Source organism: Actinomadura rayongensis (assembly GCF_009831215.1).
Classification (GTDB): domain Bacteria; phylum Actinomycetota; class Actinomycetes; order Streptosporangiales; family Streptosporangiaceae; genus Spirillospora; species Spirillospora rayongensis.
In genome coordinates, this window is record NZ_WUTW01000002.1 from 1,682,353 (window position 1) to 1,694,413 (window position 12,061).

General features: G+C 73.1%; 13 protein-coding genes. 6 read left to right on the plus strand and 7 right to left on the minus strand.

Going from position 1 to position 12,061, the window contains the following annotated elements; genetic code table 11:
- Nucleotides 1-90: 90 nt before the first annotated feature.
- Nucleotides 91-1,365 carry an aspartate kinase gene (locus GQ466_RS16655; RefSeq protein ID WP_161103728.1) on the plus strand — a complete coding sequence of 425 codons (1,275 nt, stop codon included), beginning with the start codon at nt 91-93 and terminating at the stop codon, nt 1,363-1,365.
- Nucleotides 1,366-1,571: 206 nt separating this feature from the next.
- Here the strand turns inward: GQ466_RS16655 and GQ466_RS16660 are convergent, their stop codons facing one another.
- Genes GQ466_RS16660 through GQ466_RS16675 form a run of 4 tightly spaced genes read right to left on the minus strand, consistent with a single transcriptional unit; the run spans nt 1,572 to nt 4,979 of the window.
- Nucleotides 1,572-2,327 carry a phosphotransferase enzyme family protein gene (locus GQ466_RS16660; protein WP_202420471.1) on the minus strand — a complete coding sequence of 252 codons (756 nt, stop codon included), beginning with the start codon at nt 2,325-2,327 and terminating at the stop codon, nt 1,572-1,574.
- A gap of 45 nt (nt 2,328-2,372) precedes the next feature.
- On the minus strand, nt 2,373-3,146 hold the full coding sequence (locus tag GQ466_RS16665; RefSeq protein ID WP_337193496.1) for an FAD:protein FMN transferase: 774 nt from the start codon (nt 3,144-3,146) through the stop codon (nt 2,373-2,375).
- Nucleotides 3,139-3,558 (minus strand): FMN-binding protein, encoded by a 420-nt coding sequence (locus GQ466_RS16670; protein ID WP_161103729.1) that lies wholly within the window; start codon nt 3,556-3,558, stop codon nt 3,139-3,141. The genes GQ466_RS16665 and GQ466_RS16670 overlap by 8 nt, the downstream gene beginning before the upstream one ends.
- Nucleotides 3,559-3,572: 14 nt before the next feature.
- Nucleotides 3,573-4,979 (minus strand): ferredoxin reductase family protein, encoded by a 1,407-nt coding sequence (locus tag GQ466_RS16675; protein WP_337193497.1) that lies wholly within the window; start codon nt 4,977-4,979, stop codon nt 3,573-3,575.
- A gap of 124 nt (nt 4,980-5,103) precedes the next feature.
- Here GQ466_RS16675 and GQ466_RS16680 point away from each other — a divergent pair, with 124 nt between their 5' ends.
- From GQ466_RS16680 to GQ466_RS32815, 3 genes are read left to right on the plus strand one after another with little or no spacing between them, the layout of a single operon-like run.
- A complete protein-coding gene (locus GQ466_RS16680) occupies nt 5,104-5,829 on the plus strand; it encodes a response regulator transcription factor (RefSeq protein WP_161103731.1) in 726 nt (241 codons plus the stop codon).
- Complete coding sequence (locus tag GQ466_RS16685; protein ID WP_161103732.1) at nt 5,826-7,220, plus strand: sensor histidine kinase; 1,395 nt, start codon at nt 5,826-5,828, stop codon at nt 7,218-7,220. The genes GQ466_RS16680 and GQ466_RS16685 overlap by 4 nt, the downstream gene beginning before the upstream one ends.
- 9 nt (nt 7,221-7,229) lie before the next feature.
- Nucleotides 7,230-7,895, plus strand: a complete 666-nt coding sequence (locus GQ466_RS32815) for a TetR family transcriptional regulator (RefSeq protein ID WP_161103733.1) — start codon at nt 7,230-7,232, stop codon at nt 7,893-7,895.
- Here GQ466_RS32815 and GQ466_RS16695 read toward each other — a convergent pair.
- Entirely contained in the window at nt 7,892-8,323 is a 432-nt protein-coding gene (locus tag GQ466_RS16695) for a MarR family transcriptional regulator (RefSeq protein WP_161103734.1), read from the minus strand. The genes GQ466_RS32815 and GQ466_RS16695 overlap by 4 nt on opposite strands.
- A 41-nt stretch (nt 8,324-8,364) precedes the next feature.
- On the opposite strand from GQ466_RS16695, the gene GQ466_RS16700 reads away from it, so the two are divergent.
- Together GQ466_RS16700 and GQ466_RS16705 are read left to right on the plus strand one after the other, a co-directional pair.
- On the plus strand, nt 8,365-9,108 hold the full coding sequence (locus GQ466_RS16700) for a dienelactone hydrolase family protein (protein ID WP_161103735.1): 744 nt from the start codon (nt 8,365-8,367) through the stop codon (nt 9,106-9,108).
- Between the two features lie 2 nt (nt 9,109-9,110).
- Entirely contained in the window at nt 9,111-9,374 is a 264-nt protein-coding gene (locus tag GQ466_RS16705; protein ID WP_202420472.1) for a DUF6295 family protein, read from the plus strand.
- A gap of 1 nt (nt 9,375) precedes the next feature.
- Here the strand turns inward: GQ466_RS16705 and GQ466_RS16710 are convergent, their stop codons facing one another.
- Both GQ466_RS16710 and GQ466_RS16715 read right to left on the minus strand, forming a co-directional pair.
- Nucleotides 9,376-11,136 (minus strand): S9 family peptidase, encoded by a 1,761-nt coding sequence (locus GQ466_RS16710; protein WP_161103736.1) that lies wholly within the window; start codon nt 11,134-11,136, stop codon nt 9,376-9,378.
- Between the two features lie 16 nt (nt 11,137-11,152).
- Nucleotides 11,153-12,043 carry a serine hydrolase gene (locus tag GQ466_RS16715; protein WP_161103737.1) on the minus strand — a complete coding sequence of 297 codons (891 nt, stop codon included), beginning with the start codon at nt 12,041-12,043 and terminating at the stop codon, nt 11,153-11,155.
- Nucleotides 12,044-12,061 lie beyond the last annotated feature (18 nt).

A 12,061-nucleotide genomic window follows, 5' to 3' on the forward strand; every position in this document is an offset into this window, starting at 1 on the left:
ATCTGGGGAGTTACCTGCTCGTAACCGTCGACGGCGGCATCGGTAGACTCGTGGCGTTACGCCAGACCCCGATCCGAGGAGCGCCCACTCGTGGCTCTTATCGTGCAGAAGTACGGTGGCTCCTCCGTCGCCGACGCCGAGTGCGTCAAGCGGGTCGCCCAGCGCATCGTCGCGACGAAGAAGGCGGGCAACGACGTCGTCGTCGTGGTGTCCGCGATGGGCGACACGACGGATGATCTCATCGACATGGCCGAGCAGGTCAGCCCCCTGCCGCCCGCCCGTGAGCTGGACATGCTGCTCACCGCGGGCGAGCGCATCTCGATGGCGCTGCTCGCGATGGCCATCGCCAACCTGGGCCACGAGGCCCGTTCCTTCACCGGCTCCCAGGCCGGCGTGATCACCGACGGCGCCCACGGCAAAGCCAAGATCATCGACGTGACGCCGGGCCGGATCCGCGCCGCCCTGGACGAGGGCTCGATCTGCATCGTCGCGGGGTTCCAGGGCGTCTCGCAGGGCACCAAGGACATCACGACGCTCGGCCGGGGCGGTTCGGACACCACGGCCGTCGCGCTGGCCGCCGCGCTGGAGGCGGACTGCTGCGAGATCTACACCGACGTGGACGGCGTCTTCACCGCCGACCCGCGCATCGTCGGCGCGGCCCGCCGCATCCCGCGGATCTCCTACGAGGAGATGCTGGAGATGGCGGCGTCCGGCGCGAAGATCCTCCACCTGCGGTGCGTCGAGTACGCGCGGCGCTACAACATCCCGATCCATGTGCGGTCCTCGTTCTCCCAGAAGGAGGGCACGTGGGTCGTCGACAGCAGTGACATCGAGGGGCACGAGATGGAGCAGGCGATCATCTCCGGCGTCGCGCACGACCGGAGCGAAGCCAAGATCACCGTGGTGGGGGTGCCCGACAAGGTCGGCGAGGCCGCCACGATCTTCACGGTGCTGTCCGAGGCCGAGATCAACATCGACATGATCGTGCAGAACGTGTCGGCCGCGTCCACCGGACGCACCGACATCTCCTTCACGCTCCCGGCCAGCGACGGGCAGAGCGCCCTCGCCGCGCTGAACAAGCTGAAGGAGCGCATCGGGTTCGAGTCGCTGCGCTACGACGACCGGATCGGCAAGGTGTCCCTGATCGGCGCCGGGATGCGCTCCCACCCGGGCGTCACCGCGACGTTCTTCGCCGCCATCGCCGACGCGGGCGTCAACATCGAGATGATCTCCACCTCGGAGATCCGCATCTCGGTCGTGGTGGCCCAGGACGACATCGACACGGCGGTAGCCGCCGCGCACCGCGCCTTCGACCTGGACGCCGAACAGGTCGAGGCGGTCGTCTACGGCGGCACCGGCCGCTGACCCTCGCGCCCCCGCCGTCCGCGCGCCGAACCCCGGCCCAGCGCGGACGGCGGGGCCGCGCCGTCTCCCCGCACACCGAGCAGGACGCGCCCTGCCGCGTCAACGCCACGCCCACCGCGCCAACCCGCCCCTACCGCGTCTCCGCGTGGGCCGCGCGTCCTCCCGTGTGGCGAGTCCGCGCGTGGACAGATCGCGATCGAGCCTGCTCAGACCGCTCGCACTTGGGCGAGCCGCTTGACCGCGAACTGGTCGGTCCCGCTGGGGTCCCAGCAGACAGCGGCTTCCCATGCGGCCCGCGCTTGCACGGCGATGTCGTAGGCGTCGTCGTCGAGACCGGCCGCGTTGTGCGGCAGTGCCAGGTCGAGGTCGGGGACGTCGACGTGCGACTCGTCCCAGTCGATCAACGCGACGCCCGCCGCGGTCATGCGGATGTTGCCCGGGTTGGGGTCGCCGTGGACGACGCACGTCCTGCGACCGGCCAGGCGCGCCCACGCCGCCCGGCAGCGAACCACGCCCTCGGACGGCATCACGCCGAGGTCGACCCTCGTCCCGGTCTCGGCGTGCAGAAGGTCGGTCGACGAGCGCCAGCCCGGGCGTTGCGGCCAGCCGTGCGTCAGCCGATGGAGCCGGCGCAGGGTGTCGGCGACGCGACGCCAGTCGGCTCGGGTCTCGGGCGGCGTGCCGTCCACGTAGGTCATCACCACCAGGCCGTCGGCGAAGTACCGGCCGTCGGTGGTCGGGATCGGCACCGGCACCGACATCCCTTCACGGTGCAGGTGCCGCAACAGGCCGGTCTCCCACGCGAGATCAGCGTCGCCGCGCCGGCCGAGACGACCGACCGCCAGGCGCCCGTCGACACGCACGCTCCACACCTGGTTGACGCCGACTCCGCCGGTGAGCCGTTCGCCGCGAACGACGGCATCGCCCCACTGCTCCAGTGCGTCCCATCCCACCTGCGACATCTTCACAGAAGGTCAGTTCAGGTGCGGCGCGTTTGGGCGGGTGGGTCAGAGGTGTAGCCAGGGGACGCCGTTGTGCGTCGTGAAGGCGGGGGTGGCGTGGACGTCGCCGGCGGCGGTGACGGTGTAGGCGTGCAGGTCGGGACGGGCGGCGAGCCATGTGCGGGCCTCGTCGCCCATCGCGAACGCGGCGGTGGCGAGGGCGTCGGTCCGGGTGAGGCGGCGGCCCGCGAGCGTGAGGGAGAGCAGCGCGGTCGCGGGCCGTCCCGTCGCGGGGTCGAGGATGTGCGGGCCGCGCTCGGCGGTGCCGGACGTGGCCACGGCGATGTCGCGGCCCTCGATGACGGCGGCGATGCGCGTTCGGTCGCGGGGGTCGGCCACGCCGATCCGCCAGGGCTCGCCGGGTTCGGGTTCGCCGCGGGTCTGGACGTCGCCGCCGCCGTTCACGCAGTGGTCTACGGCGCCTGCCGCGAACAGCAGGTCGGACGCGCGCTCGATCGCCCAGCCCTTGACCGCGCCGCTCGGGTCCAGGCGTCCGCCGGGGGACGCGGTGAATCGGCCGCCGGTCTCGGCGGACAGTTCGGCGCAGAACTTCAGGATGTCCTGGACGTCCGGGTCGCACTTGTCGAGGGTGAGGGTTCTGTCGCGCAGGTGGCTGATCTGGCTGTCCGGACGGTAGGGGGAGAACACGGCGTCCACGTGGTGCAGCCAGGCGACGGCGTTGGTCAGGGCGGCGCGGATCCGGGGGGTCGGCGGTGTCCGGACGTCGAACGAGAACACCGTTCCCATCACGTGCTCCACGTGCCGCAGCGCGTCAGACACCGGCCTTGTCCAGTGCGCTCTGGAGGGACTCGCGGTAGCCCTCGCTGGTGTAGGTCGCGCCCGAGATCGTGTCGATCCGGGCGGTCCCGGCGGCCACGGCGGCCTTGTTGAGCTGCGGCACCGCGACGCGCGCGATCTCGGGCTCGGGGCCCCGGGTGGACGGCACCTGGAGCACCTTCACCTTCGCCAGCCGCCCGTTCCGCACGGTGATCTTCACCTGGACGGGCCCGTACCGCGTGTGGACCACCTTCCCGGTGAACGTCCCGCCGGTGGTCTTCCCGGCCGACGTCGTGCTTCCGGACGGCTCGGGCGCGGCGGCGCGTGCGGGCGGCGCCGTGTGGGTCGGCTTCAACGCGATGAGCAGCGCTATCCCGGCGACGGTGCCGCCGGTGGACGCGAGAATGCGGCGCACAAGATCCCCCGGGCTCAGAACTCGAACGATTCGTGGTGGACGCGTCCGCGCGGCACCCCTGCGTCGCGCAGCGCGGTGCGCGCGGCGGCGGCCATTCCGGGCGGGCCGCACAGGTAGACGTCGCGGTCGGCGACGTCCGGGACGAACCGGCGCAGTTCCCGGCCGGTGAGCGTCAGGCGGTGCGCGGCGGGCTCGTCCACGAAGTACAGGACGCGGGCGCCGCGCGCCGCCGCGATCGCGTCCAGTTCCCCGCGCAGCGCCAGGTCCTCCGGGCGACGCGCGGTGTACAGCAGGACGACGTCCCCGGGCAGCGTCTCGAACAGCGCCCGCAGCGGCGTGATCCCGACGCCGCCCGCCAGCAGCAACGTGCCCCCGCGCCCGGCGGGCGCCGGGCGTCCGTGGCGGCTCGCCGACGGGAGGGAGCGGCGACGGGACGCCGTCAGGGCGCCGGACGGGCCTTCGGCGAAGACGCGCGTCCCCGGGCGCAGCCGGGCGAGGGCCGCGCTGTGCCCGCCGGCGGCCTTGACGGTGATCCGCAGCCGGTCGGACCGGGGCGGCGCGGAGAGCGAGTACGGGTTCGCCGCCCACCACAGGCCCCGCGCGGCGAAGCGCCAGCGGAAGAACTGGCCGGGCTCGGCGCCCAGCCGGTCCAGGTCGCGGCCCGCGACGGTGACCGACAGGACGCCCGGCGCCTCCCACGTCACGTCCGCGACCCGCAGCCGGTGCCGCAGCGCGTGACGGACGGGCGTCAGAACGCGGAACCACAGCACGAGCGCCGCCGCCGAGAGGTAGAGCGCGTACCAGAACGTCCGGGCGAGCGGCGACGCGGCGAAGCTCGCCCCGTTCGCGAGCTGGTGCGAGAACGCCAGGAACAAGGCCAGGTAGAAGCCGAGGTGGATCAGGTGCCACAGCTCGTAGGGCAGCCGCCGCCGCGCCGCCCGCGCCGACGTGAGACCGGCCGCGAGCAGGAGCAGGAAGCCCACAGTCCCCTTGAGCATCTCGGGGTAGTCGAACACGACCGTCGCGGTCTCGTGCACCGGGTCGGTGTGCGCCGTCATCCCGTAGCCGAGGATGATCAGCAGGGCGTGCGCGCAGACCAGGCTGACGGTGTACCGCCCGCCCAGAGCGTGCCAGCGGGCGATCCGGTCCGCGCCGACGCCGCGTTCCAGCGCCGGGACGCGCGCCATCAGCCCGACCAGCACCGCGCAGCCGTACCCGGCGAGGAGCCCGGTGATCCGGCCGGCCTCGGTGGTCCAGCCCGCGAGGCCGCCGTCGACGGACGGCGTCGTCCGCCACCACAGCGCGAGCACGGCGACGGCGCCGAGCAGGACGAGCGCCGCCGGGACGGAGAACGGCAGCCGGACCCGGCGCCGCGTTCGACCCGGCGCGCTGCGGGGCAGGGTAGAGGTGGTGGTCGTCACGGAGCGTGCCTCCCTGGATGGGTTATCGCCACCCTGGGCCACCAACTTCTGTGTTTCCTCTGAGATGGGGTGATCCCGCCGGTTTCTCAGCGAATATTCAGAGGTGGGATCTTCTGGAGCGACCATGACGGGCAACGGCCCCCGGCGCGCGGACGGCACGCCCGTCCGCGTCCTCGTCGTGGACGACGAACCGGACATCCGTGACGTCCTCGTCCGGGTGCTGCGCGCGGAGGGCTGGGCGGTCGCCGAGGCCGCCGACGGGACGGCCGCGCTCGCCGCCGCCCGTGACGTCAGGCCCGACGCCGTGATCCTCGACGTCATGCTGCCCGACACGGACGGATTCGCCGTGCTGCGCGACCTGCGCGCCCGCGCCCCCGAGATCTGCGTCCTGTTCCTCACCGCGCGGGACACCGTCGAGGACCGCGTCGCGGGCATCACGGCGGGCGGCGACGACTACGTGACCAAGCCGTTCAGCCTGGACGAGGTGCTGGCGCGGCTGAACGGCCTCGTCCGCCGCGCCGGGATCGCCCGCCGCAGAGCCCGTCCGGGCCTGCTGACCGTCGGCGACCTGGAGATGGACGAGTCCGCCCGCGAGGTCACCCGCGCCGGCGACCTCATCGACCTCACCCCGACCGAGTTCGAGCTGCTGCGCTACCTCATGCGCAACGCGCGCCACGTGCTCAGCAAGGCGCAGATCCTCGGGCACGTCTGGAACTACGACTTCGGTGGCGAGGCCCATGTCGTGGAGCTGTACATCAGCTACCTGCGCAAGAAGATCGACCGGGACCGTCCGCCGATGATCCAGACCGTGCGCGGCGTCGGGTACGTGCTGCGGCCGGGGGCCGGATGAGGTCGCTGTGGGTGCGGCTGACGGCCGGGCTGGTGCTGCTGCTGGCGCTGAGCTGCGTCGCGGTCGGCGCGGCGACGGCCGTCGAGATGCGCCGGTTCCTCGTCGGCCGCCTCGACCAGCAGCTCGTCGACCAGCGCGGACGGTTCGCGGCGAGCCTGGAGCACGAGTGGCCGGCCGACGCCGACAACCGTCCCGACAGCCGGGGCCAGTCGGACGGCACGTTCTGCGCCCGCATCGTGAACGGCGCGATCACCGGCGAGTGGATCGTCCGGGGCCGCGCCACCGTCGGCCTCCCGCTGAGCGCGGAGGACCGCCGGACGCTGACGTCCCTGCGCCCGAACCATCCGAGAACGGCCGATCTGTCGAGCCTGGGGGACTACCGGCTGCTGTCCGTGAAGGGCGACGACGGCGATCTGCTCATCACCGGCCTGCCGATGGAGCCGGTGGACAGCGCCGTCACCCGCCTGCTGGTGATCGAGGGCGTCGTGTTCGGGCTGGCGTTGCTCGCGGCGGGCGGCGCGGCGGCGGCGTGGGTGCGGGTCGCGCTGCGTCCGCTGAGCAGGGTGACGGCGCTCGCCGGAAGCGTCGCCGAACTGCCGCTGTCGGGCGGCGAGGTGGACCTCGGGCACCGCGTCCCGGCGACCGGCTCGGGCACCGAGGTCGCCCGGCTGAGCAGCGCGTTCAACCGGATGCTGGGCCACATCGAGACGTCGCTCGTCCGGCGCCAGCAGTCGCAGGAGCGGCTGCGCGCGTTCGCCGCCGACGCCAGCCACGAGCTGCGCACGCCCGTCGCCGCGATCCGGGGCCACGCCGAGCTGGCGCTGCGCGAGGACGCCGACGTCCGGCACGCGCTGCGCCGCATCCAGGCCGAGGCCACCCGGATGGGCGACCTCGTCGAGGACCTGCTGCTCCTGGCCAGGCTGGACGCGGGCCGCCCCCTCGTCGCCGAGACCGTCGACCTCACCCGGCTCGTCCTGGACGCGACGAGCGACGCCCGCGCCGCCGCCCCCGACCACGTGTGGACGCTCGAACTCCCCGGCGAGCCCGTCGAGATCACCGGCGACGAGCACCGGCTGCACCAGGCCGTCGCGAACCTGCTGGCCAACGCCCGCGTCCACACGCCGCCGGGCACGAAGGTGACCGTCCGGCTGATGACGGCGGACGACCACGTCACCGTGGAGGTCGCCGACGACGGCCCGGGCATACCGGACGCCCTGCACGACGAGATCTTCGACCGGTTCGTCCGGGCGGACCCGTCCCGCTCGCGGCGCGCGGGCGGCGCGGGCCTCGGCCTGTCGATCGTCCACGGCGTGGCCGCCGCGCACGGCGGCGCGGTCGCGTTCACCAGCGAGCCCGGCGCGACGGTCTTCCGCATGACCCTCCCCGTCTAGGCTGACACCGTGGACGAGAAGGCCGCCAAGTCCGAGCAGACGCGCGCGCTCATCGTCGCCACCGCCCTGCGGCTGTTCCGCGAGCGCGGCTACGAGGCGACGACGATGCGCGTCATCGCCAAGGAGGCGGGCGTCTCGGTCGGCAACGCCTACTACTACTTCGCGTCCAAAGAGGAACTGATCCAGGCGTACTACGACGAACTCCAGGAGGAGCACGCGCGCGCCTGCCGGGAGGTCCTGGCCAAGGAGCGCGACTTCGCGCCCCGGCTGCTCGGCGTGCTGCGCGCCCGCGTCGACACGATGGTCCCCTACCACGCGTTCGCCGGGAAGTTCTTCAAGTTCGCCGCCGAGCCGACGAGCCCGCTCAACCCGTTCAGCGCCGAGGCGGGCCCGTCGCGGGCGGCGGCCGTCGCGCTGTACCGCGAGGTCGTGGACGGCTCCAGCCTCAAGATCGACGACGGGTTCCGGCAGGAGCTGCCCGAGCTGCTGTGGATCTACTCGATGGGCATCGTCCTGTACTGGGTGCACGACTCCTCGCCGGGCTGCCGCAAGACGTACCTGCTGGTGGAGCGGACGGTCCCGCTGGTCGACCGCATGGTGTCGATGTCGCGGCTGCCGGGCTTCAAGTCCGTCACGCGCCAGCTCGTCGACATCATCCGCGAGGTCCGCGACTAGACGCGTCGGCTGACGCGTTCGAGCAGGGGGACGGCGGCGGCGAGCAGCGCGCGCTCGTCGTCGGTCAGCTCGTCGCGCAGCGCGGCCGTGAGCCGCCGCGACCGCTCCCGCCGGACGCCGCGCAGCCCCTCGCGACCGGTGTCGGACAGGGAGAGGACGACGCGCCGTCCGTCCGCCGGATCGGGCGCGCGGACGACGAGCCCGCGTTCGGTGAGCGCCGCGACGATCGCGCCCATCGACTGCGGCCGGACGCCCTCGGCGGCGGCGAGCGCGCTGGACGTCGCGGGCCCCTCGCGGTCGAGCCGGACCAGGACGGCGGTCTGCGACGGCGTCAGCTCGTCGTCCACCTTCGTCTGGCGGAGGCGGCGGAGCAGGGGGCCGAGGCAGGCGCGCAGGTCGGTGGCGAGGATCTCCGGATCACTTTTCACAGTTGAAACTTATCAGTCTTGCCTGTGATATAGCTGGGGGCATGAGCGATTCCCTGAGTGCGACGACCGTGCGCCTCACCGGCCACGGCGGGGACGAGATCGAGGCCTACCTCGCCCGTCCCGACGGCGACGGCCCGCGCGGCGGCGTCGTGGTGATCCACCACCTGCCGGGCTACGACCGCGCCACCAAGGAGATGGTGCGGCGCTTCGCCGAGCTCGGCTATGACGCCATCTGCCCGAATCTCTTCTTCCGCGAGGCGCCCGGCGCGGCCCCCGACGACGCGGCGGCGGTCGGCCGGGCCAACGGCGGCGTGCCCGACGAGCGGCTGCTCGGCGACGTCGCCGGGGCCCTGGCGCACCTGCGCGCGCTGCCGACGTCCAACGGGAAGGCCGGCGTGATCGGCCACTGCTCGGGCGGGCGGCAGGCCGTCCTCGTCGCCTGCGAACTCGACGTGGACGCGGCCGTCGACTGCTACGGCGCGTTCGTCCTCGCGACCCCGCCGGACGGCTTCCCGATCAAGGTGTCGGGGATCGGGGACCGGCTTCCCGCGCTGCGCGCCCCGCTGCTCGGCCTGTTCGGCAAGGAGGACAAGTTCCCCGCGCAGACCGAGGTGGACGAGCTGGCCCGCGTCCTCACCGAGCACGGCAAGGACTTCGAGTTCCACAGCTACGACGGCGCCGGGCACGCGTTCTTCGCCGTGGACCGGCCGTCCTACAACGTGGCCGCCGCCAACGACGGCTGGGAGAAGATCGCCGCCTTCTTCGCGACCCGTCTGGGGGCCTGACCATGTGCACCTACACGACCGTGCGGGCCGCGATCGACGGCAGCGCCAAGGGGCCGGGCGGCGCCTGGTTCCACGTCGCCGACGCGACCGTCTACTTCGACCACCCGGTCCACGCGCAGTTTGAGCACACGCTCAACATCGACCTGAGCGACCAGTCGGCGGACCCGGCGCGGCGCGTGGCCGTCGAGCTGAGCGCCGAGTCCGCGCGCCGGCTCGTCGCCGCGATCCAGGAGGCGCTGGACGCCGTTCCGGCCGAGCTGCGCTGACTCACGCCAGCCCGAGATGCTTGCGCGCGAAGGTGATCTCGGCCTCCATCTGCTTGATGTGCTCCTCGACGACCAGCGAGCCGTGGCCCGCGTCGAAGCGGTACACGTCGTGCGGGAGACCGAGGTCGCCGAGCCGCGCCAGGTAGTTCTCGACCTGCCGGATCGGGCAGCGCGGGTCGTTCTCCCCGGCCATGACCAGCACCGGGGCCGTCACCCGGTCCACATAGGTGATCGGGGACGACTCGCGGTACCGCTCGGGGACCTCGTCCGGCGAGCCGCCGAACAGGGAGCGGTCGAACGCGCGCAGCGGCTCGGTCTCGTCCTCGTAGGCGGCGACGTAGTCCGCGATCGGTACGGACGCGATGGCCACCGACCACGCGCCGGGATGCACGCCCACCGCGAGCAGCGCCAGGTACCCGCCCCAGGAGCCGCCGGTAACGACCAGCTTGGATGGATCGGCGAGCCCTGATTCCACGGCCCAGTCCCTCACGGCCTGGACGTCCTCCAGCTCGGTCAGCCCGACGCGGCCCTCGATCGCGTCCCGCCACGCCGACCCGTACCCCGTCGACCCCCGGTAGTTGACGCGGACGACCGCGAACCCGTGGTCCACCCAGGCGGCGGCGGACGGGGCGAACGCGTCCTCGTCCTGCGCCGTCGGGCCGCCGTGCACCTCGAACACCGTCGCGTGCGGCGCGGACGCGTTCACCGGGCGGCTGACCAGGGCGTGGACGCGTCCGCCAGGCCCTTCGACCCACACGTCCTCCACCGGCACCGACGCGGGCGCGGGATCGCCGGGCGGGACGAGCACCACCGCGCCGGACGTCGACCGGACGACCGGCGGCGCGGCGGCCGACGACCAGGAGTACTCGACCGTCCCGTCCGGACGGGCCGCCGCCGCGCCGATCACGCCGCGCGGCGTCTCGATCCTGGTCAGCGACCGGTCGGCGAGGACGTACCGGTACAACTCGACGCGCGCCTCGAAGGAGTGGGCGATCAGCAGCGCGGACCCGTCGGGGTACCAGCTCGCGTCGGTCTCGCCGGGCAGGCCGAGCGCGATCTCGTCCTCGGCGCCGGTCAGCGGGTCCCAGACGAGCGGCTCCTCGCGGCCGTGGCGCTCGTGGGTCACGAGCAGGCGGGCGTCGTCGGGCGCGAACGCCAGGCCCCAGACGCCCTTGCCGGGGCCGTCCCACAGCTCGGCGACGGTTGTGCCGTCCGGGCGCAGCACGCGCAGCGCCATGTGGCGGCTGTCGCCGTGCTCGCTGTGCCCGATCGCGATCAGGCGGGCGTCGCGGGACAGCGCGGCGGCGTAGGAGTCCTCGGCGTGCTCGTACAGCGCGACGGGCGGCGCGCCGGGACGGCACAGATGTACCGTTCCCGAACTTTCGCCCGTGCTCCCGACCAGCGCGACCCCGTCCGCGCCCAGCGCCAGCCCGGACGGATACGCCGCGGGCAGCTCGGGAACCGCCGGGACGGCCGTCCCGCCGCCGAACGGCTCGCGCATCCAGACGCCGAGCTCGTCGCCGTCGGTGTCGGCGAACCACCAGATCGCGTCGCCCTCGGGCGTCAGCAGCCCGTACTCGGTGCCGTGCGGACGGTCGGTGACCTGGCGGCGCGTGTCGGTGCCGCGATCCCACGCGTACAGCTCCCACGTACCGGTCACGTTGGATCGGTACAGGCAGCGGTGCGGCGCGTCCCGCGCCCAGCGGGGGAGGCTCACCCGGGCGGCCCGGAAGCGCGCCTTCCAGCGCGTGTCGTCGACCATGCGTCCCAGTATGGGGTCAGGCCCAGGGCGGGACCGATCCGTCCGATTCCTCCCTCACCTGCGGTGCGTCGGACGGGAACGCGGACCGATCGGCGGGGTTCAGTGTCCGGTGGACGGCGCGTGCGACGCGCTCGATCGTTGCCACGCCGTATCGCATCGTCGGGGTGTCCTGCGTGAGCACGACGATGAGGTAGTCGCGGTGGCGCCCGCTGAAGGACCCGATGCTGTGAACGCGCCAGTACCGATCGTGCCGGGGCAGCCAGCCGTTCTTCACATGCCAGACGACGCCCGCCGGACGTCCGGTGGGCACGCCCCAGCGTTGTTGCGGGATCACCTGGTGCATGAGGTCGAGGATGTAACGGCGGGCCTTGTCGCTGAGGACCGTCCCGTGCGACGTGAGGACGCGCAACAACCGCAGCTCGTCGTTCGCCGTGATCTGCGTGAGGCCCCAGAAGTGCGTGGGGCCGAGCTTCGTGTGCCGCATCCCGGCCCGGACGAGGAACCGGTTCATCCGCGTCCGCCCGATCTGTCGCCACAGCGCGGACGCCGCGTCGTTGTCGGACCGCGTGATCATCCGGCGGGCGAGGGTCTTCTCCCGGGTCGTCAGGCCCCGATGCTGGTCCAGCGCGGTGCGCATCAGCGCGCCGAGGATCGTCACCTTCACGACGCTCGCCGAGTCGTACCGCCGGTCGCCGCGCACGCTGCACACGACGTCGTGCTCGCGGTCCAGGATCGCGACGGACGCCGTCCCGGCGCGGCCGTGCAGGGCAGCCGCGACCTGGCGGCCGAGCGACGCCGCCAGCCGGGGCTGCGCCGCCGACGCGCACGGGCCGTCCGCCCGCGCCGCCGGAGCCGGAAGGAACGCGAGGAAGACGCACACGGCGGCCGAAACGCGGAAAAAGCGCATCCCCCTACGGTAACGATC